Genomic DNA, 22,918 nt, shown 5'->3' with positions numbered 1-22,918 from the left:
CGAAACGGATCGACGCGGCGGCTCAGGCCGAAGCGGCCGCCTGGCGCTGGCCGATGGCCGAGGCGATGGCGTCGATGCGGCGCAGCCGGAACAGTTCCTGCGGCGTCAGCACGATGCGCTGGCGGCGCGCCTTGGCGATCATCAGCAAGCCGCTGACCGAATCGCCGCCGAGTTCGAAGAAGTCCTGGTCGACGCCGACTTCGTCCACGCCCAGCGCATCCGACCACAGCGCCGACAGCGCGCGTTCGAGTTCGTTGGCCGCGGCGGCGCCGGCGCTCTCGCCGGCCAACGGCGCGCTCGGGCCGGCGCGCAGCGCGGCCTTGTCGAGTTTGCCGTGCGCGGTCAGCGGGAAGCGGTCGACGCGGCGGAACTGCGCCGGAATCATGTAGTCGGGCAGATGCGCGGCCAGGTGCGCGCGCAATTCGGCCAGGCGCGGCGCGACCTCGGCGCCGGCGCGCACGAACGCGACCAGCCGCACCGCGCCGGTCTCGGCCGAGGTTTCGGCCAGCACCGCGGCGGCGGACACGCCGGCCGCCCGGGCCAGGCAGGCTTCGATCTCGCCCAGTTCGACCCGATTGCCCTGCACCTTGACCTGATCGTCGATGCGGCCGGCGTAATGGAAGCAACCGTCGGCGTCCTCGCGCACCAGATCTCCGGTGCGGTACAGCCGGTGATGCGGGGCGGGCTCGCCGGGGCGTTGCAGGAAGCGTTGCGCGGTCAGCTCGGGCCGCTCGAGATAGCCGCGCGCCAGAGCGATGCCGCCCAGGTGCAGTTCGCCGGTTTCGCCGGGTGCGACCGGACGGCCGTCGGCGTCGAACACGTGCGTGACCACGCCGGGAATTGCGCGGCCGATCGGCACGTGCGCATGCGCCTGGCCGCGCCGGCAGGTCCAGGTCAGCACTTGCACCGAGGCTTCGGTAGGGCCGTAGAGGTTGTGCACCGGAATGTCGAATTGCGCGTGCACCGCCGCGACCAGATCGCCGGTCAGCGCTTCGCCGCCGCAGAACAGGTGGCGCAGCCCGCCGCAACGCGACCACTCGGGTTGGTCGAGCACATGCCGCAGCATCGACGGCACCAGTTGCAATGTGGTGATGCCGGCGGCGGCGACGGTGGCCGACAGGTAGGCCGGATCGCGGTGCGCATCGGGCTCCGCCAGCACCACGGTGCCGCCGCTAAGCAGCGGCAGGAACAGTTCCCACACCGAAGCGTCGAAGGTGTACGGCGTTTTCTGCAGGACGCGGTCGGCGCCGTCGAACGCGTAGGCGCGGATCATCCACTGCAGCAGCGCGGCGACGCCGGCGTGTTCGAGCATCACGCCCTTGGGTTCGCCGGTGGTGCCGGAGGTGTACAGCACGTACATCAGGTCGCGCCCGTCGGCGTCCAGCGCCGGCGGCTGTTCGGCGAAGCGGGTCCAGCTGTCGTCGCGCTCGTCCAGGTCGATGCGCACCGGCGCGCCATGCGCGTCGTCGAAATCGCCGCCACCGTCGGCGCGGTCGTGTTCGCCATCTGGATAACCGGCATCGCACAGCCATGCGCGCGCCTGCGCCTGGCGCAGCACGAACGCGCGGCGCGCCGCCGGCGCGCGGGTGTCGATCGGCAGATAGGCGGCGCCGGCCTTGAGCACGCCCAGCAGCGCCACCGGCAGCCACGGCGAGCGCTCCAGGCTCAATGCGACGCGGTCGCCGCGGCGCACGCCGGCGGCGATCAGGCGATGGGCCAGGCGATTGGCGCGACGCTCGAGTTCGCCGTAGCTCAGGCGCACGCTGCCGGCCTGCGACGTGCCCGACGCCAGCGAACGCGATGCCGACGAATGCGTTTCCACCGCGATCGCATCGGGCGTGGCCGCGGCCTGGCGTTCGAACAGGCGATGCACGCAGTGGCGCCGGGCGTCGAGCGCGTCGTCGGCGCGGGCGGTGTCGATGAGTCCTGAGGCCATGGCTTGCTTCCTTTCTCTGGCGTGAGGATGGAGCGCTCCCGCAGCGGACGGCGCGGTGCGCTGTCGACGCGGATAGTGGGCGCGGTTGATGTCAGTTTTCTTGCGTTGGCGCAGCACGCGCGCAATGTGCAGCTCATTGCTCGGTTCAGCTGTGACCGCAGCGATGGCTTGGCGAGCGGTGCGGCGGCGGAACGTTATCAACACCGTCGTGTTCGCCGATGTGACGCGTTGGTCGATTCGTCGCGAGTCGATATGAACATGCGTAATCGCTACAAACAAAAGCTGCATCAATGCATGACGTTCTGGCGATAGCATGCGAAACGGCACGCTGAATATGTAGATGAACGCTGCGGGTAATCGTGCAATTCCGCAGGAAATCACCGCGATCGGCCGCGCCGCGGATCGATCCGGCGCGAACGGCGAATGCGATCGATATCGTTGCGTTCGCGCTCTCGCACGCGTATGCGCGTGTGCGCGCAAGCGCGGCTTGCGTTCGTTGGGCGCTCAGTTCAATTCGTGCAGATGCCGCAACGCCGTGCGCGCATCGCCGATCAACGCATCCATCCAGCTGAGGTCTTGCGCGCGCGCCGCCTGCTCCAGCGCTTGCGCCGCTTCGGCGAGTTCTTGCGCGCCGATCAGTTGCGCAGCGCCCTTGAGCCGGTGCGCGTGGCGGTGCAGCGCACCGGCGTCGCCGGCCGCGTGCGCGCTGTGCAGGCCGGCCAAGTCTTCGTCGGCGGCGAGCAGGAAATCGGCCAGCAGGATTTGCGCTTCGCTGCCGCCGCTGTCGGCGAGCAGCGTGTGCAGCACGTCCAAGTCGAGCACGCGGCCCAGATCTCGGTGCGGCGCCAGCATCGAGGCGGCCGCGGCGGTTGCCGTTGCCGCATCGCCGTCCTGCGCCGGCAGCCAGCGCCGCAGCGCGGCCGCGAGCTTGGCCGCGGCGATGGGTTTGACCAGGCAGTCGTCCATGCCCGCGGCGAAACAGGCGTCGGCTTCGTCTTTCAGCGCCGACGCGGTCAGCGCCAGGATCGGCGTGCGCCGCGCATCGCCGTCGCCGATGCCGGCCTGCGCTTGTTCGGCGCGGATCGCCCGGGTCAGCGCGTAGCCGTCCATGCCGGGCATGCGCAGGTCGGTCAGCACCAGCGCGTAGCGGCCGCTGCGCCAGCGCTGCAGGCCGGCTTCGCCGCCGTCGGCGGTTTCGCAGGCGTAGCCGGCCAGGGCCAGTTGCCGCGCGATCACCAGACGGTTGGTGGGATGGTCGTCGACCAGCAGCACCAGCCGGCCTGCGCGCGCGGCGCGCTCGGGATCCGGCGGCGTCGCCGCGTTCAACGTCATCGCCTCGTCGGCCGCGTCGTCGCGTTCGGGCGCCGGCGCGCGCGCCAGGTTCAGGCGCAGGCGCAGGGTGGTGCCGACGCCGGGCTCGCTGTCCATCGCGATCTCACCGCCCATCAATTCGGCCAGGCGCCGGCAGATCGCCAGGCCCAGGCCGGTGCCGCCGTAGCGCTGCGCAGTGTCGGCGTCGGCCTGCTGGAACGGTTGGAACAGCAGGCGCTGGCGCTGCGCGTCGATGCCGATGCCGGTGTCGCTGACGCGCAGGCACAGGCGGTCGCGCGGCGCGTCGTCGCCGGCGGCGGGCGGCTGCGTGGCTTCGAACTCCAGCGCCACGTCGATCGAACCATGCTCGGTGAACTTGACCGCGTTGGACAGGAAGTTGCCGAGAATCTGCCGCAGCCGCAGCGCATCGGCGCGATACGCCGCGGCCACGCGCGCATCGACCTCGCAGCGCAGTGCCACCCCGCGCGTGCGCGCGGCCCCGAGGAAACCCGCGGTGGTGGTGCGCACCAGCGCGGCCAGATCGACCGGCGCCGGCGCCAGTTCCAGCCGGCCGGCCTCGATCTTCGAAAAATCCAGGATGTCGCCGATGATCTGCAGCAGCGATTGCGAGGACTGCTGGATCACCTCCAGCGCCTGCCGCTGCTCGCCGTCCAGGCGCGAGTGCGCCAGCACTTCGATCATGCCGGTCACGCCGATCATCGGCGTGCGGATCTCGTGGCTCATCGCCGCCAGGAACGAGGACTTGGCCCGGCTGGCGTCCTGCGCGCGCGCTTCGCTGGCGCGCAGCTCGCGTTCCAGCCGCTTGAGCGCGCTGAGGTCGGCGGCGATCACCAGCAGCCCCGGCGGCTCGTCGTCGTCGCCGCCGGTGGCCGACACCGCCACCAACGCCGGCACCCAGGTGCCGTTGCGGTGGCGCAGGCGGGTTTCGCGCGGCGCGGCCTGGCCGCGCGCGAGTTCGCGCAGCGCGGTCCAGTCGGCCGCCACCGGCCGGCCCAGGCGCGCGCTCAGTTCGGTCGCCAACGCCTGCAGGGCGCGGGTTTCGAACACCGCGTGCAGGCGTTCGCGCCCGACCGCCTCGGCCTCGCGCAGGCCGAGCAAGCGTTCGGCGAACGGGTTGACCAGGGTGAAGCGGCCTTCGGCGTCGACCGACATGATCGCGGTCTGGGCCGAATCCAGCAGCGAGGCCTGGAAACGCTGGCGCCGCTCCAGTTCGGCGCGGGTGCGCTCGTTGCGGATCAGTTGGCCGGTCAGTTCGGTCTCGAAGCCGAGCACGTCGCGGCGCATGTCCAGGAAGGTCTGCATGACCGCGCCGAGTTCGCCCGGCGGCAGCTCGCCGGGGTCGGCGGTGTAGTCGTGGTCGCGCATGCGCCGCGCCAGCCAGGTCAGCTGGTCGACTCCGCGCGAGGCGTTGCGCAGCACCCGCCGGCCGACCAGCGCGGCCAGCGCCAGCGCCAGCAGCGACACCGCGATGCGCAGCGCGCTGACCCGTTCGCTGCGGACGATGTCGGCGCGCACCACCGCGTCGGCCTGGACCAGTTCAAGGTCGGACAGCTGCTGCATGCGCAGGGTCAGCGGATCGATCGCCGGGTACAGCCGGGTGTCGGCGAAGCGGCCCAGCGCCGGCAGGTCGCGCCGCCGCAGGATCGCGCGCAGCTCCTGCGCGGCGGCGTCGGCGGTGCGCCGGGCCAGGCCGGCGGCGTTGAGCTGCTGCTGTTCGCGCGGCGAATGCGGCAACGCATCGAGTTCGCGCCAGGCCGCGTCGATGCGGGCGCGGGCGCGGTCGACCCGGTCCACGCCTTCGTCCCAGCCGACCAGGTCGTTGCGCACCCGGAAGGTGGTGTCGACCACGTCCAGGCCGTAGGCGTCGGAAATGGTCTTGATCAGGCGCAGCCCGCGCAGCGAATCGTCCTGCAGGCTCTGCAGCGCGCCGCGCGCGCGGTGCTGTTCGATCTCGTCGATCAGCAGCACGCTGGAACCGGCGGCCAGGAACAGCGCGAACAGCCCCCACAGCTGGCGGCGCACGCTGAAGCGGTCGAGCCAGGCGAACATCGGCTCAGTGCTCAGGGCGGCGCCAGCGGCCGAGCGCGGCGCGCAGCTCGGCGCCGGGCACGGCCTCGCCGATCAGCCGGCCCTGCGCCACCGCGCAGCCCAGCTCGGCCAGCATCTGCCAGTCCTCGACCGTCTCCACGCCTTCGGCCACCGCGTCCAGGCCGAGCTTGCGCGCCAGGTCCAGGCTGGCCTCGACCACCGCGCGCTTGCGCGGCTTGTGGCTGGCGCCGGCGACGAATTCCTGGTCGATCTTCAGTTCGGTGAACGGCACCTGCGAGAGTTGCGACAGCGACGACCAGCCGGTGCCGAAGTCGTCGATCGACAGGCCGAAACCCTTCAGCCGCAGCCGCGCCAGCACCGCCAGGCCGCGCGCGGCGTCGGCCATCAGCGAGCTTTCGGTGAGCTCCAGCACCACCTCGCTGGCGGCCACGCCGGCTTCGCGCACGATCTTCTGGTAGCGGTCGGCGGCGCCGGCGTCGTCGAGGGTGGAGGCGGAGACGTTGACCGACAGCTTCAGGCGCAGGCCCTCGCGGTCCCAGCCGCGCTTGTAGCGGCAGGCCTGGGCGAGCATGCGTTCGGTCAGTTCGTCGAGCAGGTCCTGGGCTTCCAGCAGCGGCACGAAATGCTGCGGCAGGATCACCCGGCCGTCGTCGTGGCGCCAGCGGGCCAGCGCTTCCACGCCGATCGCGCGGCCGTTGCTGAGTTCCACCTGCAACTGGAACCACGGCTCGATGCGGCCGGTTTCCAGGGCGATGCGCGCGTCTTCGGCGGTGATGTCGGGGGCGGCTTGGGGGTCTTCGTCGGCCTTGGCTTGGCGCAGGGACATCAAGGCTTCGGCCAGTTTGGCTTTGGTCAAAGGCTTGGCCAGGGCTTCGAGCACGCGCAGGCCGCAGGCGCGGGCCATGGTCTGCACGGTGTGCAGCAGGGCCGGATCGAGCGCGCTGACCACCAGCACCGCACGCGCGAGGCGCTGCTGGGCGAGGCGGTCGATGAATTCGATGCCGTCCATGCCGGGCATGTCGAGGTCGACCAGGACCAGGTCGACTTGAGCGGGATCGATGTCGGCCGGATCGTCGCCGCGCGCATCGCCGCGGCTTGTCGCCCGCGCTTGCGCCAGGCGGTTCAGCAGATTCAGAGCGCTGGCGCCATCGGCGGCTTCGTGCAGCGAGGCGACGCCCAGTTCGGCCAGCAGCCGCAGCGCCATGCGGCGCTGGAAGCCGTGGTCTTCGACCACCAGGACGCTGAGTGCCGACTTCGACATCCGATCCCCGGTTGCGTGCGCAACAACAGGCCGGCCCCGGGGGCAGCAGACTCGGCCGCGAACGGCCGACTGTAGCCGTGTAGGGGAGTCAACGGGAAGCGTGGCGACGAACGGTCGCGAGCGGCTGCGATCCAGGTCGCGGGAGGAGGGTGACGGTCGTGGCCGTCCCACACGCGCGCTAGTCGGGGCGGCGACTGCGGGCAAAGGCACTATCGGTCTGCACTGTCGGCCTGAACGGATAAGACGAGTACGAAAAGCGGTCCGATCGGCAGCGATTGCGCTATCGACCCTGTTTTCGATCTGCGAGCGCCGCAAGACTCCTGCGTGGCACCGCCGCACGCGCGGTCGTCCGAGGCGAGGCCCGCGATCCTCGACGCTGCACGCGGCCACCTCCGAAGCGGATCGGGCCAACGACAGGGGACCATGAACATGCACAACCCGAGTATCGATGGCGCGGCCGATGGCGGCGCTGCGTCCGCCGCTCCAGCGTCGCAGCGTGCAACGGAGCATCGGGCCAGGCGGCGCGCGCTGGGGCTGGGTGCGCCTTGGATCGCCGCCTTGCTCGTCGCGCCTTTCGCGGGCGAGGCGTATGAACGGGTCGAATACAACGGCAAGCTCTATGCCTGCGAACACCGATGTTCGATCACGACGTTCAAGGACGGCTCGGCCCACATCCGCGATGCGCTCGGCGGCTGGGCGGCCCGAATCGAGGTCGACGGCGGGGTGATCGTCGACGAAGAGGGAAAGACCTGATGCCGCCGGGCGACGTCCGCCGCGAGCCGCAGCAGCGATCCCCCGCCCCTCCCGAAGCGGCGCGCAAGCCGAACCGGTTCATGCGCCCGGCGCTCGGGCTGCCGGTGCTGGCGATGATCGCCGGCCTTGCCGGCTGCGGCGATCGCGAGCGCGCAGGCGCGGCGCAACCGACGCAGGCGCCGCTGGCGCAACCGGCTTCGCCGGCGGCGGCGGCGGCCGGCGAGCTCGCCGGGCACGATGCGCCGCTGCCGCCGGGGGCCGCGCCGGTGCGCGGCGATCCGCATCGGCTGGAAGCCGGCTTCGTTTCCGGCGGCGCCTTTTCCGCGCAGGCGGCCGAACGCGCCGCGCAGACGCAGGAGCGTTTCGATCGCCTGCTGACCGCATTGGACGAAGGATTCCGCAACGATCCGGACGCCGCCGAGATCGCCCGTTTGTTCGGCACGCGCTTTACCGGCGCGCTGGCCAAGTCCGGAACCGGGGTGGCGCTGGAGCGGTTGGCCTGCGGCCAGCGGATCTGCGCGGCGAGCCTGACGGGCGAGAAGATCGCCGCCACGCGCTTGCTGGAGGCGTTGATGAGCGGCAACTGCGACGGCGGCGCGAAGATCGGTTCGTCCAGCATCAAGCTCGTCGAGCCGTCGGCGCCCGGTGCGCCCGCAGGCTACCGTGTGGTGTTTTCGACCGACCCGTCGGTGTCGGTGATCGTCGAGCGGCCCTGAGTGGCGGCCGCCGGAGCCGGCTGGCTGCGGCGGGGATCAGCGCGCGGAACACGGCCGCGCCCACCCGGCGCCCGCGTGCGGGCGCCGGCGCAAGGTTACGGCCAGGCCGGCGGATTGGCCGCCCAGGCCTTTTGCACTTCGGCCAGGGTGGCGCGGTCGGCGTCGCGCCAGGTCGGCAGCAGCTCGGCGTAGCGCGAGGCGTCGCGCCAGTGGTCGGGTTCGGTGCGCACCGCGGCGGCGTACCACTGCAGCGCTTCGTCCTTGCGGCCCAGCGACCACAGCAGCACGGCGTAGGTCGGCGGCATCCAGCCGGCGTTGATGTTGCGCGCGCTGTGCAGGGTGGCGAACACCTTCAGCGCGTCTTCCGGCGCGCCGGCGTGGTAGAGGTCCCAGCCGTAGTTCCAGTTGATCGAGCGCCAGAAGCTGCTGCTGCTGTCGATCTCGCGCAGGGCGCGGGCGTAGAGCTGGCGGCCCAGGTCGTTGCGGCCGGCTTCCATCGCCAGATGCGCCAACTGCGCGGCTTCGGTCGGCGCGTGCGCCTTGCGTTCCAGGGTCTTGGCCAGGCGTTGCATCGCCGCCTCGCCGGTTTCGCGCACGGCGACGACGGGCTTGGCGGTCTGGGCGTCGGCGTCGAAGTAGAACTCGTTCGGCTTGGGCAGGCTTTGCGCAGCGGCCGAACCGGACGCCAGGGCCGTGGCGAGCGCCGCGGCCAACAGCAGATTGCGGATGAGCATGTACGTGTATCCCCCCTTTGGGCCGCACATGCTACCGCCCGCAGCACGGATTCATGAACATCGGCACATATTTTTGTTCGCAAAATGCGGCCGAGTGCATAACTGTGCAGGTTGTAAATGCAGTAACGGCACGCCCGACACGTGGCTGACACAGACCGCTGGGCCGGCAGCGGCCGCGCCGGCGACGGGCCGCTCCCAGCCGCTCAGGGCGCGGGTCGCAGGCTGACCCGGTCGAGCGCCCACAGCGGGTCGTGGGCGCCGCTGGCGAACACGAAACACAGATCGTGCGTGCCCGACAGCTTCGGCAGCGGCGCCTCCAGCACGGTCAGGCCGTCGCGGCCGAGCGCCGGCTGCAGCGGCAGGCGCGCGATCGGTGCGCTCTTGCAGTCGTTCAGGCGCACTTCCAGTGCCGCGTCGGGCTGGGCCTTGCGGGTCACGATCTGCTCGGTGTCGTGCCAGAGCTGGAAGTTGTACGGCACCTGCGCGACCGTGGCGCGCAGCGCGGCGACGCCGTCCAGGCGCGCGCCGGGGTAGATCCAGCACGGGTCGATCAGGTTGGCCGTCAGCGCGGCGCGCGCGCCCTCGCGGCCGCCGTCGCGCGCGGCGTCGTCTTCCAGGCGCAGGTTGTAGCCCTCGCGGCAGGCCTTGAGCTGGGCGCTGCCGCGCTCGCTGAGGTCGGCGGCGGTCTGGGCCTGGAACCGGCGCGGCGCCGACACCGGGTGGCCGTCGAAGAAGGTGGTGGCGACCACGTCCAGCGGCAGCGTCGCCTGCAACGGCTGCGCGTACACCGGCGAGGACGCGTCCGGCGCGCCGCCGTCGGTGCGGTAGCGGATCTCGCCGAAGCCGGTCTGGCTGGACAGGGTCACCCGGGCGCCGCCGGCGTCGGGCTCGGCCTTGGTTTCCACCGCGTAGGCGGCGTCGCTGAAGCCGACCTTGAGCGCGCGGTAGCGATCGAACTGCGGCACCAGCCGGCGCTGGAAGTCGTTCCAGTCGCGGCCCTGCGCCGGCGACCACACCACCTCGGCCAGCGCGTCCAGGCGCGGGTGCAGCGCCAGCTGCACCTGATCGAAGCTGCGCTTGTGCTCGGTCCACAGGTTGCCTTGCGCGCCGATCACGCGCTTGGCCTGCTCGGCGTCCATGCCCGGCGGGGTCATCGGGAATTCGTAGAACGCGCGCAAGGTGGCGACCGGGTAGCGGCCGCTGGGTTCGTCGTCGCGCTCGCTCTGCGCGTAGTCCAGGTACAGCTTGCGGTCGGGCGCGAGGATCACGTCGTGGCCGTCGCGCGCGGCCTGCAGCGCGCCGGCGTCGCCGCGCCAGGACATCACCGTGGCGTCGGCCGGCAGCTTGCCGCCTTCGAGGATTTCGTCCCAGCCCACCAGCACCCGGCCGCGCTGCTGCAGGTGCGCGCCGATGCGGCCGACGAACCAGCTCTGCAGCGCCGCCTCGTCCTTCAGGCCGAGCGACTTGATCTTGTTCTGCACCATCGGCGAGGCCTTCCACTGGTCCTTGGCCGCTTCGTCGCCGCCGATGTGGATGTACTTGGACGGGAACAGCCCGACCACTTCGTCGAGGACGCCGGTGAGGAAGACGAAGGTCTCGTCCTGCGGATTGAACAGATAGGTGTGCACGCCCCAGTCCGGCGACACCGGCGGCACCTGCTTGAGCACGTCGCCGACGCCGAGCGCGGGATACGAGGCGATCGCGGCCTGCGCATGGCCGGGCATCTCGATCTCCGGCACCACGTTGATGTGGCGCGCGGCGGCGTAGGCGACCACGTCGCGGATCTGTTCCTGGGTGTAGTAGCCGCAGTACTGGACCGGCTTGCCCTGCGCATCGCGGCCGTTGGCGCCGGCGCGGATGCGGCAGCCGCCGACTTCGGTCAGGCGCGGGAATTTCTTGATCTCGATGCGCCAGCCTTGGTCGTCGGTGAGATGCCAGTGGAAGCTGTTGAGCTTGAGCAGCGCCATCTGGTCGAGCACCGCCTTGACCTCATCGACGCTGCGGAAATGGCGCGCGACATCGAGCATCAGCCCGCGCCAGCGATACGCCGGCGCGTCCTCGATGCGCTGCGCGGCGATCCGGGTCTCGCCCTGGGCGCCGTCGGCGGTGGCCAGCTGCCACAGGCTCACCGCGCCGTAGAACAGGCCGGCCTCGCTGCGCGCGCTGATCTTGGCGCCGTCCTGGCCGATGTCGAGCACGTAGGCTTCCTCGCCGATCGGCAGCTTGGGGTCCAGGCTCAGCGCCACCGCGCCTTTGAGCGCGCCGCTGCCTTCTTGCAGCTTCGGCGCGAAGCCGCGCAGCGCCTGCACGCGCTGGGCGAAGAATTCGCCGACCCGGCGCGCGCCGGGCTGGTCGGCGGCGACCACCACCGCGGTGTCCGGCCCGAACACGAACGCACCCTGGCCGGGCACGAACTTGGCCGGGCGCGGCAGGATCGCGCTGGGATGGGAGACGCGCGGCTGCGCGGCGGGCTTCGCTGCGGCCGGCGCGGGCGCTTGCGCCGACGGCGCCGGCGCGCCGCGTTCGCACGCGGTCAGGGCCAGGGTCAGCGCGCAGGCCAGGCCGGCGTGGACGAAAGCGGTGCGAACGGGCGGGGCGAAAGCGTGGCGCGTCTTCATCGTGGACGGACTCCAGGCAAGGCGTTCGGCCGCACACCATGGCGCAGGCGCGGCGGCCGAGTCTTGTTTGTTTGTGCGTTTGCGTAGCGCGGCGCGGCGGACTTTTCCCGCGCCCAAAAAACAAGCCCGGCATGCGCATGCCGGGCTTGTCGGGTCTAGCGGTCGATCGCCTTACCGAAGGATCAGAACTTGAAGCGGAACGAGGCCATGAAGCGGCGCCCGGTGTGGAAGCGCTGGGCGACCAGCTCTTCGCGGCCCAGGTACTGCTTGTACTCGGAGTCGAGCAGGTTCATGCCTTCCAGGGCCACCGTCAGGCGGTCGTCGAAGGTCCAGCTCACGCTCGCGCCGAGCTCGGCGTAGTCGTCCACGCTCGCCGGCGGCGCGCCGGCCACGTAGCCGCCGGCCAGGTAGTCGCTGCGCCAGTTGTAGCTGACGCGGGCCGACAGCGGGCCGCGCTCGTAGTACGGGCTGATCGCCACCGCATCGCGCGACTGGTACGGCAGGTCGGTGCCGTTGGCGCCTTCGCCGTCGGCGTAGGTGTAGTTCGCGGTCAGGCCGAAGCCGGTGTCGCCGAACGGCTGCTGGTAGCTGACGGTGAAGCCCTTGACCTTGCCCTTGCCGGCGTTGACCGGGCGCAAGATGCTGTAGTTGCAGAAACCGTCGGTGGTGCAGCCGTTGGTGCCGACGATGCGCGACTGGTAGAACGCCGGCGCGGTGGTCGCGTTGGAGTTGAACTGACGCTCGACCGCCGCTTCGCTGGTGATGTAGTTGTCGATGTCCTTGTAGAACACCGACGCCGCCAGCACCGACTGCTCGGCGAAGTACCACTCGGCCGACAGGCTGTAGTTGGTCGACTCGTAGGCGTCGAGGTTGGAGCTGCCGCCGCTGCCGGTGAAGGTGCTGTCGTTGAGGAAGGTGTTGCCGACCAGCTGGTTGTACGGCGCCCAGGCCACGACCTTGGCCGCGCCGAAGCGCAGCAGCACGTCGTTGCCGGTGTCGTAGACCACGTTCAACGACGGCAGCACGAAGTCTTCCTTCTTCGAGCTGCGCACCAGCTTGGAGGCCAGGTCGGTCAGGGTCGGGGTGCCGCCGTAAGCGTAGCCCTGGCCATCGGTCTTGGACTCCACGTAGCGCACGCCGACGTTGCCGCGGAAACCGCCCGCGGAGAAATCGGCCTGGACGTAGGCGGCGGTGTTGGTCTGCTCGATGCTGAAGGTGTTGTTGAGGAAGCTGGCCGGATCCGGCGTCAGCCCGCCGCGATAGCGGTTGACGTAGTCGATCACGTTCTGGCGGCCGACCTGCACATGGCGGCCGGAGCCGGCGTTGAGGTCGCGCAGGCTGACCGGGTTGATCGTGCCGACGGTGTTGAGGTCGGCGACCGGCAGGCCGACGTAGACGTTCTGGCGGTAGTCTTCCTCGTGCTTGCCGCGACGCGCGCCGAAGCTGAGGTTGTTGAACACGCTGTCGAAGCGGACGTTGAAGTCCAGCTGGCCGTAGGTGTCCTTGGTCTCGGTGTCGATGACGCCGTAGTTGCCCATGAAGCCGTCGCCGGCCCAGTTGGCCGGGTTGCTGGCCGCCGCCGGGTTGTCGAAGGTCAGGCCGCGCTTGAGGTCGAAGCTGTAGCCGCCGGTGTAGACCGGTTCGATGAACCACTGCTCCAGCGAGTTCTCCGACTTGCTGTGGCCGATCTGGCCGGACACGCCCCAGGCGTCGGTCTGGTACTTGCCGGTCAGGTCGATGCCCTTGGTTTCGGGCTCGGACACGCGCACGTTGTTGTCGTAGAACACCGGGTTGGCGTTGCTGTGGCCGCTGGTGGCGACGCCGCCGCTGGTGCCCAGACGATCCACCGCGCCCGGACGCTGGGTCAGGAAGTTGTAGAACGACTGGTTGTAGTTGTCGAAGCTCTCGCGGATGAACAAGCCGCTCAGGTTGAACTCCAGCTCGTTGCTCGGCTTGAACTGCAGGTTGAGGTTGGCGCTGTTGCGCTCGCGGGTCTGCTGGAACCAGGCGGCGTTGACGAAGTTGGGCACGTCGATGTTCGCCGCCGCGCCGGTCTGGTTCGGGAAGGCGCTGGCCTTCTGATAGCCGAACACTTCCACGCCCTGGCGGTCCACGGTTTCTTCGTAGTGCTGCGCGGCGAAGTTGAAGCCGAAGTTTTCCTCGGCGTTCTTCCAGCTGTACATGAACGAGCCGCTGGGACGGGTGTCGCCGCCCTGGTCGTTGTAGTTGAAGCTCAGCGAGCCGGCGATGGAGTTGGCCTCCATGTCCAGCGGCTTGCGCGTGTGCATCAGCACCGTGCCGCCGAGGCTGCCTTCGGTCAGGCGCGCTTCGGAGGACTTGATGACTTCCAGCCGGCCGAGGATTTCCGGCGCCAGCAGGGTGTAGTCGAAGCCGCGGTTGGGCTGCTCGCCGTACAGCCAGATCGACTGCGCCACCGGGTGGCCGTCGAGGAAGCTGAGGTTGAGGCTGGGGTCGGTGCCGTCGATGCTGACGCGCTCGCCCTGGCCGAAGCGGCGGTCGAGCACGACGCCGGGAATCTGCGACATGGCTTCGGCGACGTTGGTGTTGGCGAACTTGCCGATGTCTTCGGCGGTGATCGCCTCCGACACGGTTACGTTGGCCCGCTTGGTGTCGAGCGACTTCTCCAGGCTGGCGCGGATGCCGGTGACCACGACGGCGTCGAGGTCCTTGGCCTGCGCGGCCGCGGCCGGTGCGTCCTGCGCCATCGCGACGCCCGAGGCCAAGCTCAGGGCCGCGACGATGCTGGCGGACAATAGGGTCTTGCGCGCTTTCATTACTGTTCCTCCCTCGGGCGGTGATGGCTCGGCGATCGTCCGGTAGCCGGTTCGTCGTCGAGTCCGGTTGTCTTTGTGCGTGCGGTAGTGCGTGCGGTGCGCGTGCTGCGGTATTGCCGCCTTCGTTGCGAGGCCGCGTGCCTGCTTCGGCCTTGCGCCTGGAGCGTGTGCTGCCAGCGTCGTGCGGCGCCTGCGCGCCGCGCGACGTCGATTCGGGTCAAGCGGTGGAGCGGGTCGCGGCTTCGTCGCGAAGGTGTTCCAGGTACCAGCTGGCGGCGCCGATCACGCCCAGGCGCTCGTTTTCGATCAATCGCACCGGCACGCCTTCCAGCACCGGCCGCATCACGCCCTTGTCGAGCATGCGCGGGTGGAACGCGCTGTCGGGCACGAAGTCCTTGAGCTGGGGCAGGATGCCGCCGGCGATGAACACCGAGCGGGCGCCGCTGACCACGACCAGGTCGCCGATCACGCTGCCGAGCAGGGCGCAGAAGGTCAGCACCGCTTCGCGGGCGAGGGTGTCGCCGCGGCGCGCGGCCTCGGTGATCTGCGCCGGCGCGCGCAGCGCGGGCTCGGCGCCGTCCAGCGCGCACAGCGCGTTGTACAGATTCACCAGGCCCGGGCCGGAGACGAAATGTTCGGTCGGCACATGGGTCTGGCCGCGTTGCCGGGCCCAGCGCAGCATGTCCGCTTCGCGCGCGTTGCCCGGCGCGAACGCGGTGTGGCCGGCTTCGGTCGGCAGCACCACGGTGCTGCGGCCGTGCGGGATGCGCACCGCCGCGCCCAGCCCGGTGCCCGGACCGATCACCAGCACCGGGCCCGGCGCGGCGTCGCGCACGCCCGGGGTCAGTAGGGTCGAGTCGTCCGGCGCCATGCACTGTGCGGCGTTGGCGTTGGCCTGGAAATCGTTGATGAACAGCACTTCGCGCAGGCCCAGCTCGCGGCGCAGTTCCGACAGCGAGATCGGCCAGGGCAGGTTGGAATTGACTACGCGGTCGTCGAGCACGACGCCGGCGCAGGCGATCACCACGCGCTCCACGCCGCCGCCGTGGCCGGCGGTGAACTCGTCGAGGAACGCGCTCAGGATCGGCGCCAGGCTCGGGTAGTCGGCGCACACGTACTTGCGGTGGGCGAGCACGGCGACGCTGTCGCCGCCCTGGCCCGGGCGCACCAGCCCGACCCGGGTGTGGGTGCCGCCGACGTCGGCGGCGATGAAGGTACCGGTGTCGGCCGGCGCGGCCGGATTCAGCCGCGGCGCCGCGCTCATGCGCGCCCCCGCGTCGGGCCGGCGGAGCGAGCGTTCATGCGGCGCGAGCGCCCGCATTGCGGCCGCCGCTGCTGCGATTGTCCGGTTTCCCACAGCCCGTCCCACTGCATGCGCCCTCCACGGCTGCCTTTGAGCGTTCCCCTTGGCGGCGCCGAGACTGCACCCGCTTTGACAACGTTGTCAACAAGACTCCGCAAAACCGTCATCGACGGACCCAAACCGTGTCCTCTGACGCGCTTTTATTGATGCGGCGCAACATCGCGACGCGCGCCGGAGATCACGTTCTGGCGCGGGTTTCAGCCATTTCGGGCGGTCCCGGTTGGCAGGACGCAGGCAGTTGTGACAACGTTGGGCCAACGCTTGTCGTGCCGGTCAACCGGAGCAAGGCGCACGCGGCGGGCGTCTCCCGCCTGCCCTGGGAGGGGATGTCTCATGTCGGTTGCAAACGCCAGCGCGCCGCCGCGCTATCTCATGTCGATCGCGATCATCGGCGCGCTGTTCTTCGTCTTCGGCTTCGTCACCTGGCTCAACGGCCCGCTGATTGCCTTCGCCCAGCTCGCCTTCGAGCTCGACGAAGTCGGCGCCTTCCTGGTGCCGATGGCGTTCTATCTGTCGTATTTCTTCCTGGCCCTGCCGGCCTCCTCGATCCTGCGCTTCACCGGGATGAAGCGCGGCATGGCCCTGGGCCTGCTGGTGATGGCGATCGGCGCGGCGGTGTTCGGCGAGTTCACCACCCAGCGCTGGTACCCCGGCGCGCTCGGCGGCCTGTTCGTGATCGGCGCCGGCCTGGCGGTGCTGCAGACCGCGGTCAATCCCTACATCAGCATCCTCGGCCCGATCGACGGCGCGGCCCAGCGCATCGCGGTGATGGGCATCTGCAACAAGATCGCCGGCATCCTCGCGCCGATCGTGCTCGGCACCCTGGTGCTGCACGGCATGGGCGACCTGGCCGAGCAGGTCAAGGGCGCCGACCCGGCGGCCAAGCAGCAACTGCTCAACGAATTCGCCGCCAACATCCACGGCCCGTACCTGCTGATGGCCGGCCTGCTCGCGCTGCTGGCCGTCGGCGTGCTGTTCTCGCCGCTGCCGGAACTGCGCGGCGCCGAGGTCAACAAGGGCGGCGCCGAGCAAGGCGGCGGCCGCCGCAACCTGTTCGGCTATCCGCACCTGTGGCTCGGCGCGCTGTGCATCTTCGTCTACGTCGGCGTGGAGGTGATGGCGGGCGACGCCATCGGCACCTACGGCCACAGCTTCGGCCTGCCGCTGGACAAGACCAAGTTCTTCACCTCCTTCACCCTGGGCGGCATGCTGCTGGGCTACATCGTCGGCCTGATCGTGATCCCGCGCTTCATCTCGCAGGAGCGCTACCTGTCGTGGTCGGCGGTGCTGGGCGTGCTGCTCAGCATCGGCGCGTTCGCCACCCACGGCCTGGTCTCGGTGTTGTTCGTCGCCGCGCTGGGCTTCGCCAACGCGATGATGTGGCCGGCGATCTTCCCGCTCGGCATCCGCGGCCTGGGCCGCCACACCGAAACCGGCTCGGCGATCATGGTCATGGGCATCGCCGGCGGCGCGGTGGTGCCGCAGCTGTACGCGGTGCTCAAGCAGCACTTCGACTTCCAGGCGGTGTTCCTGGCGCTGATGGTGCCGTGCTACCTGTACATCCTGTTCTTCGCCAAGGTCGGGCATAAGGTCGGCCTGCGCGAGCGCAGCGGCGCCGGCGCGGCGCCGGCGGTCGAGGCCAACTGAAGACCGCCCGGCAGGCCCTGCCGCCCAGGCAGGGCCTGTTGTGGCAGGGCTTGTTGTGGGAGGGCCTTCAGGCCCGAGGCTCTTGTTCCAGATGCAGCGACCTGAGCCGAAAGCATCGGGCCTGAAGGCCCTCCTACAGTGAAGGCTCTGCCACGGTTCATCCTCCCGCACGGCGCCGGCGTTTCAAACGCCGCCCGCCGATCCGGTCGATATTTCACCGCCGCCGCGACCGTCGCCGCCCGTGGCCTCGCCGGATGCGGCGTTCCGCCAAAAGCCGCTGGCCGCTGCGGCGGCGCTTCGGTATCGTGCACGCAATGAATGCGCCGCCTCCCCACGCCGGCGCGGTCGCGCCCACCGGCGCGTCGGCCGCGCGCGCGCTGCGTTACCTGATCCGTACGCCCTTGCTGCTGTGGCACGTGTTCGTCCACCTGCCGCTGGTCCTGCTGCTGATCACCCTGCCCACCGCCCGCATCCCTTGGGGCGAGGAAACCCTGGAACACCGCACGATCCGCGCCTGGTCGGCCGGATTGATGCGGATCTTCGGCTTCCGCCTGCGCCGGATCGGTACGCCGCTGGCGGGTGCGACCTTGTTCGTCGCCAACCACGTCAGCTGGGTCGACATCGAGATCCTGCACAGCCAACGCATGATGGGCTTCGTCGCCAAGCGCGAAATCGCCGGCTGGCCGGTGGTCGGCTGGCTGGCCGCGCGCGGCCACACCATCTTCCATTCGCGCGGCAGCACCGAATCGCTCGGCGGCGTGCTGCACGAAATGCTCTCGCGCCTGCGCGCGGGCCGCTCGGTCGGCGTGTTCCCCGAAGGCGGCACCCGCGGTGGCCGCGAGATCGGCCCGTTCCACGCGCGCATCTTCATGGCCGCGGTCGAGGCCGGCGTGCCGGTGCAGCCGGTGGCGCTGCGCTACGGCGAGCGCGGCGACGCCCAGGCGGTGGTCGCGTTCCAGGGCCGCGAAAGCTTCTTCGCCAACTTCCTGCGCCTGCTCGGCGAGCCCGGGCGACTGGCCGAAGTGCACTTCCTGACGCCGATCGGCCCCGGCGAAGCCGACGGCCGCCGCCGCATCGCCGAACTGGCGCGGCAGCGCATCGTCGAGGCGATGGCGGGCTGAGGCGCCGATGCTGACCGCATCCGACTACGCACCGCCGCGCTGGCTGCGCAACGCCCACATCCAGTCGGTGCTCGGCTCCAGCCCGCTGCGCCGGCGCAACGCCGAGCGGCGCCTGGCCGCGGCCGGCGCGCGCACCGAACGGCATCTGCTGGAAACCGCCGACGGCGTGCGCCTGCTCGGCCTGCACAGCGCGGTGCCCGGCACGACCCCGCGCGGGCTGGTGCTGCTGCTGCACGGCTGGGAAGGCAGCGCCGAATCCAACTACATGCGCCTGACCGCGGCGCGCCTGCTCGGCCGCGGCTTCGAAGTGTTCCGGCTCAACTTCCGCGACCACGGCGACACCCACCACCTCAACGAAGGCCTGTTCCACTCCAACCGCCTGGAGGAAGTGGTGCAGGCCGCGCAGCAAGTGGCCGCGCGCTTCCCGCTGCGGCCGCTGTCGGTGGCCGGCTATTCGCTCGGCGGCAATTTCGCCCTGCGCCTGGCGCTGCGCGCATCCGAAATCGGCCTGCCGCTGGCGCACGCGGCGGCGGTGTGCCCGGTGCTGGATCCGGCGCGGACCATGGAACAGATGGAAGTCGGGTTGCCGATGTACCTGTGGTACTTCGAGCGCAAGTGGCGCGGCTCGCTGGCGCGCAAGCGCGAGCTGTTCCCGGGCGTGCACGATTTCGACGACCGCACCCTGGGCCTGCGCATGCGCCCGCTGACCCAGTGGATGGTCGAGCGCCACACCGACTTCGGCACCCTGGACCGCTATTTCGAAGGCTATTCGATCGCCGGCGAGCGGCTGTCGCGGCTGCAGGTGCCGGCCAGCATCCTGATGGCCGCCGACGACCCGGTGATCCCGCTGGCGGGCTTCCGCGAGCTGCGCCTGCCGCCGCATTCGCGCCTGGAAGTGGCGCCCTGGGGCGGCCACTGCGGGTTTCTGGAGAACGCCCAGCTCGACGGCTTCGCCGAACGCTGGATCGCCGACCGGCTGGCCGCGCTGGCCGCCGGCTGAGCGCGCCGCCGCGGCGGCCCGCACGCCGCCCGCGCCGCGCCGGCACAGGGCGAAACAGCGCAAAACCGCGCGCGCCCCTACAATCCCCCCTCTTATCCAGCGCGAAGCACGTCACATGTACGAACCCACCCTCGACGCCCTGCGCCGCGGCGACACGGCCCAGGCGCTTGCCAGCGCCGAGCAGCTCGTCGGCGAGCAGCCCAACGACGCCAGCGCCCACCGCCTGCACGCCGCCGCGCTGCGCCTGGACGGCCAGCGCGACGCCGCCGTGGCCGCGCTCGACCGCGCCATCGGCCTGGCCCCCGAGGACGCGCAGCTGCACCTGGAGCGCGCCGGCGCGTTGCTCGACGGGCGCCAGCTCGACGCCGCGCAGGCCTCGCTGGCCCAGGCCATCGGCCTGGATCCCAACACCTTCCCCGCCTACATCATCAAGGCCCAGCTGGCGCTGCTGCACGGCGACCTCGACGAAGCCGAGCGGCTGGCCCGCACCGCCGCGCGCATCGCCCCCGACCACCCGCGCGTGGCCGCGGTGGTGGGCATGCTGGCGCTGCGTCGCGGCGATCCCGACCGCGCCCTGGCGGTGCTGAGCCAGGCCGGCTCGGTCGCCCCGGACGACCCGCAGGTGCTGCACGCGCTGGGCTTCGCCTACCTGGCCAAGGACCACCTGGCCTTCGCCGAGCAGTGCTTCCAGCGCCTGTCCGAACTCAATCCCGAACAACCCACGCTGCAGATGCTGCTGGCCGAACTGCTGCGCCGCCAGTCGCGCTTCATCGACGCTGCCGACCGCCTGGCGCCGCTGGCCGAGCGCGACGGCGCCGACTTCGGCGTGCGCCGCTGGGCCGGCGAGCTGGAACTCGACGCCGGCCGCAACGAGCGCGCACTGCGCTTCCTGCGCAGCGCCTTCGCCGAACAGCCGGCCGACCTGCGCACGCTCGACGCGAGCATGGAAGCCTGGCGCCGCAACGACGCCTTCGACGAAGCCGTGCAGTCGCTGGAAACCGCGCTGGCCGCGCACCCGCAGCTGCCGCAGCTGTGGCGCGCGCGAGTGGCGCTGGAGCCGTTCGCGTCCGAATCGGCGCTGGCGGTGATCGAACGCTGGCGCGAGGCGATGCCGGAAAATCTCGGCGCGCTGGAAGCGCGCGCCGCCGTGCACGACCACCTGGGCGAAACCGACCAGGCCGTGGCGTTGGCCGAGCGCATCGCCGAGCTCAGCCCCGGCGACGCCCAAGCCGAGATGCGCATCGTCCAGAGCCTGATCGAACGCGATCCCGACGCCGCCGCCGAGCGCCTGGAGCGCCTGATCGAGATGGCGCCCGATCCCGGCGTGAAGCGCGAGCTGCGGCAGATGCTCGGCCGCACCCTCGACGTCGCCGGCCAGCCCGAGGCCGCGGCCGCGACCTGGGCCGAGCTGCACGCCGAGGTGATCGAGCAGCGCCTGCCGCTGAACCCGATCAGCCCGCGCACCGGCGAGGACTGGCCGCCGCTGGCGCAGGCGCCGGAAGGCAGCCGCGGCATCCTGCTGCTGTGGGGCGCGCCGGGTTCGCAGATCGAACGCATCGGCCAGGTGCTGGGCCTGGCCGGCGCGCCGCTGCTGTTCGACCGCTTCGGCCCGCAGCCGCCGACCGACCCGATGCAGCGTTACGGCACGGTCGACGAGCTGCTCAACGGCAGCCTCGACCCCGCGTTCCTGGTCAAGCTCTACCGCGCCGCGCTGACCGCGCGCGGCGTCGCCGACGCGCCGGTGTACGACTGGCTGCTGTGGTGGGACAACGCGCTGCTGCGCGCGCTGCGTCCGTACCTGCCGGAAGCCTTCCTGCTGCTGTCGATCCGCGACCCGCGCGACATGCTGCTGGACTGGCTCGCCTTCGGCAGCCCGACCCCGTACCGCCTGAGCTCGCCGGAAGAAGGCGCGCGCTGGCTGGCGCGCAGCCTGGAGCAGGTCGCCGACCTGCACGAAGGCAACCTGTTCCCGCACCGCCTGGTGAAGCTAGACGAAGTCGGCGAACACCCGGCCGCGATCGCCCAGGTGCTGGCCGACACGCTGCGCATCAACATCCAGCTGCCCAAGGAGATCGACGTCAGCGACCGCCTGCCCAACGGCCGCTGGCGCGATTACGCCGGCACTCTGGGCGAGGCCTTCGCCGTGCTCGGCCCGGTCGCGCGCCGGCTCGGCTATCCCGAGCGCTGAGCCGCGCGCGCCGCGCTGCCGCCGCCGATGCGGCGGCGGTCGCGGTCGCCGTCATGCGCCGATGCGATCATGGGCGCTTGCGCCGCCGCGCCCGCGCGCGGCGGCGCCCGAGACCCGACTCGTCAGCCCGACTCGCACCAGGAGTTCGCCATGCAGATCCGCAGCAACAGCTTCCAGCACCGCCAACGCCTGGCGGCCGAGTTCGCCGCCGGCCAGGCCGTCGACGGCGGCTACGGCTTCGCCGCCAACCGCAATCCGCACCTGGCCTGGGACGAGGTTCCCGAAGGCACGCGTTCGTTCGTGCTGATCTGCATCGACCCGGACATTCCGACCGTAGCCGAGATGGTCGGCCGCGACGACGTGCAGATTCCCGAGCACCAGGTGCGCGGCGACTTCATCCACTGGGTCATGGCCGACATCCCCGCCGACGTGCGCGAGATCGCCGCCGGCAGCTGCAGCGACGGCGTCGTCGCCCACGGCAAGCGCGACCCGGCCGGCCCGCACGGCGCGCGCCAGGGCCTGAACGACTACACCGGCTGGTTCGCCGGCGACCCGGACATGGCCGGCGATTGGTACGGCTACGACGGCCCGTTCCCGCCGCCGAACGACCTGCGCCTGCACCGTTATTTCTTCCGCGTGTTCGCGCTGGATGTCGAACGCCTGCCGCTGGACGCGCGCTTCACCGCCGCCGACGCGCTCAACGCCATGCACGGGCATGTGCTGGCGCAGGCCTCGATCTACGGCACCTATTCGCTCAACCCGGCGGTGAAGGGGTGAGCAGCGCGGCCGGCGCGCGTCTCGCGCCGGCCGCGACGCATCCACCGAACAGCGCCATGAACGATCCGAACGAATCCCCCGCGTTTTCCCCGTCGCAGCACCGCGCCGAGCGCATCGCCGCGCTGGTGCCGGCCAGCCGCGCCCAGCGTCTGGTCAACCTGCTGATCGACAGCGCGATCTGCGCCGCCGCCGCGCTCGGCGGCCTCAGCGTGTGGTCCACGTTCGACCCCGACGTGCTCAAGCTGCTGCAGCCCGCCGCGCCCGACGCGGCGTGGAACCCGACCATGTCGCTGATCATGCTGTGCGTGCAGTTCGCCTACTACGTGCCGATGGAAGGCATCTTCGGCGTCACCCTGGGCAAGCTGGTCACCAGCACCCGCGTGGTCGACGAACAAGGCCGCCCGCCGAGCTGGGGCCAGGTGCTGGGACGCACCTTGGTGCGTCAGGTGCCGTTCGAACCGATCACCATCCTGTTCGGCGACCCCGCGCGCGCGACCGCGTGGCACGACCGTTTTCCCAAGACCCTGGTGGTGCGCGCGCAGGCGATGGCCGCGTCGCGCTGAGGCTGCGCAAAGAGCCTCGCATCCCGCTGCTGTGTTGGTGCGGGGTTGGGCGGTGCCTTGGGCCC

General features: G+C 70.9%; 17 protein-coding genes. 9 read left to right on the top strand and 8 right to left on the bottom strand.

Features of this window, described 5'->3' with window-relative positions:
• Positions 1–22: 22 nt before the first annotated feature.
• Entirely contained in the window at positions 23–1,936 is a 1,914-nt protein-coding gene (locus BLU84_RS19720) for a non-ribosomal peptide synthetase (RefSeq protein WP_074871204.1), read from the bottom strand.
• 27 nt (positions 1,937–1,963) lie between these two features.
• Between BLU84_RS19720 and BLU84_RS27295 the strand changes: the two genes are divergently transcribed.
• Positions 1,964–2,248 (top strand): hypothetical protein, encoded by a 285-nt coding sequence (locus tag BLU84_RS27295; protein WP_170849208.1) that lies wholly within the window; start codon positions 1,964–1,966, stop codon positions 2,246–2,248.
• 192 nt (positions 2,249–2,440) lie between these two features.
• On the opposite strand, the gene BLU84_RS19715 is transcribed toward BLU84_RS27295, so the two are convergent.
• Together BLU84_RS19715 and BLU84_RS19710 are read right to left on the bottom strand one after the other, a co-directional pair.
• A complete protein-coding gene (locus BLU84_RS19715; protein ID WP_074871202.1) occupies positions 2,441–5,317 on the bottom strand; it encodes an ATP-binding protein in 2,877 nt (958 codons plus the stop codon).
• Positions 5,318–5,321: 4 nt separating this feature from the next.
• Entirely contained in the window at positions 5,322–6,578 is a 1,257-nt protein-coding gene (locus BLU84_RS19710) for an EAL domain-containing response regulator (protein WP_074871200.1), read from the bottom strand.
• Between the two features lie 423 nt (positions 6,579–7,001).
• Here BLU84_RS19710 and BLU84_RS27290 point away from each other — a divergent pair, with 423 nt between their 5' ends.
• Both BLU84_RS27290 and BLU84_RS19700 read left to right on the top strand, forming a co-directional pair.
• Positions 7,002–7,331 carry a hypothetical protein gene (locus tag BLU84_RS27290; RefSeq protein WP_170849207.1) on the top strand — a complete coding sequence of 110 codons (330 nt, stop codon included), beginning with the start codon at positions 7,002–7,004 and terminating at the stop codon, positions 7,329–7,331.
• Positions 7,214–8,047, top strand: coding sequence for a hypothetical protein (locus tag BLU84_RS19700; protein ID WP_139175138.1), 834 nt, complete (start codon positions 7,214–7,216; stop codon positions 8,045–8,047). Before BLU84_RS27290 ends, BLU84_RS19700 begins: the two co-directional genes overlap by 118 nt.
• Before the next feature lie 95 nt (positions 8,048–8,142).
• Here the strand turns inward: BLU84_RS19700 and BLU84_RS19695 are convergent, their stop codons facing one another.
• From BLU84_RS19695 to BLU84_RS19680, 4 genes are all read right to left on the bottom strand, one after another.
• Positions 8,143–8,781, bottom strand: a complete 639-nt coding sequence (locus tag BLU84_RS19695) for a tetratricopeptide repeat protein (RefSeq protein ID WP_074871194.1) — start codon at positions 8,779–8,781, stop codon at positions 8,143–8,145.
• Positions 8,782–8,984: 203 nt separating this feature from the next.
• Positions 8,985–11,399, bottom strand: coding sequence for a family 20 glycosylhydrolase (locus BLU84_RS19690; protein ID WP_083382890.1), 2,415 nt, complete (start codon positions 11,397–11,399; stop codon positions 8,985–8,987).
• Between the two features lie 182 nt (positions 11,400–11,581).
• Positions 11,582–14,194, bottom strand: coding sequence for a TonB-dependent receptor (locus BLU84_RS19685; RefSeq protein WP_074871192.1), 2,613 nt, complete (start codon positions 14,192–14,194; stop codon positions 11,582–11,584).
• A gap of 217 nt (positions 14,195–14,411) precedes the next feature.
• Positions 14,412–15,458, bottom strand: a complete 1,047-nt coding sequence (locus BLU84_RS19680) for a glucokinase (protein ID WP_074871417.1) — start codon at positions 15,456–15,458, stop codon at positions 14,412–14,414.
• 432 nt (positions 15,459–15,890) lie between these two features.
• Here BLU84_RS19680 and BLU84_RS19675 point away from each other — a divergent pair, with 432 nt between their 5' ends.
• Positions 15,891–17,204: a sugar MFS transporter gene (locus BLU84_RS19675; protein ID WP_074871190.1), complete on the top strand. Its 1,314-nt coding sequence runs from the start codon at positions 15,891–15,893 to the stop codon at positions 17,202–17,204.
• On the opposite strand, the gene BLU84_RS28820 is transcribed toward BLU84_RS19675, so the two are convergent.
• Positions 17,108–17,365, bottom strand: a complete 258-nt coding sequence (locus BLU84_RS28820) for a DUF6053 domain-containing protein (protein WP_425479425.1) — start codon at positions 17,363–17,365, stop codon at positions 17,108–17,110. The genes BLU84_RS19675 and BLU84_RS28820 overlap by 97 nt on opposite strands.
• A gap of 153 nt (positions 17,366–17,518) precedes the next feature.
• Between BLU84_RS28820 and BLU84_RS19670 the strand changes: the two genes are divergently transcribed.
• The 5 genes from BLU84_RS19670 (at position 17,519) to BLU84_RS19650 (ending at position 22,853) form a co-directional block, all read left to right on the top strand.
• A complete protein-coding gene (locus tag BLU84_RS19670; protein WP_074871188.1) occupies positions 17,519–18,325 on the top strand; it encodes a lysophospholipid acyltransferase family protein in 807 nt (268 codons plus the stop codon).
• 10 nt (positions 18,326–18,335) lie between these two features.
• Positions 18,336–19,325, top strand: a complete 990-nt coding sequence (locus BLU84_RS19665; RefSeq protein WP_139175152.1) for a YheT family hydrolase — start codon at positions 18,336–18,338, stop codon at positions 19,323–19,325.
• Positions 19,326–19,440: 115 nt separating this feature from the next.
• Positions 19,441–21,513 carry a tetratricopeptide repeat protein gene (locus BLU84_RS19660; protein WP_074871184.1) on the top strand — a complete coding sequence of 691 codons (2,073 nt, stop codon included), beginning with the start codon at positions 19,441–19,443 and terminating at the stop codon, positions 21,511–21,513.
• A gap of 150 nt (positions 21,514–21,663) precedes the next feature.
• Positions 21,664–22,290, top strand: coding sequence for a YbhB/YbcL family Raf kinase inhibitor-like protein (locus BLU84_RS19655; protein ID WP_074871182.1), 627 nt, complete (start codon positions 21,664–21,666; stop codon positions 22,288–22,290).
• 56 nt (positions 22,291–22,346) lie between these two features.
• Complete coding sequence (locus BLU84_RS19650; protein ID WP_139175137.1) at positions 22,347–22,853, top strand: RDD family protein; 507 nt, start codon at positions 22,347–22,349, stop codon at positions 22,851–22,853.
• The last annotated feature ends 65 nt before the right edge of the window (positions 22,854–22,918 follow it).

The sequence above is a fragment of the Lysobacter enzymogenes genome, assembly GCF_900106525.1.
Classification (GTDB): Bacteria; Pseudomonadota; Gammaproteobacteria; order Xanthomonadales; family Xanthomonadaceae; genus Lysobacter; species Lysobacter enzymogenes.
Note: the sequence above shows the minus strand (reverse complement) of the source record. Positions and strands in the feature narration are given on the sequence as shown.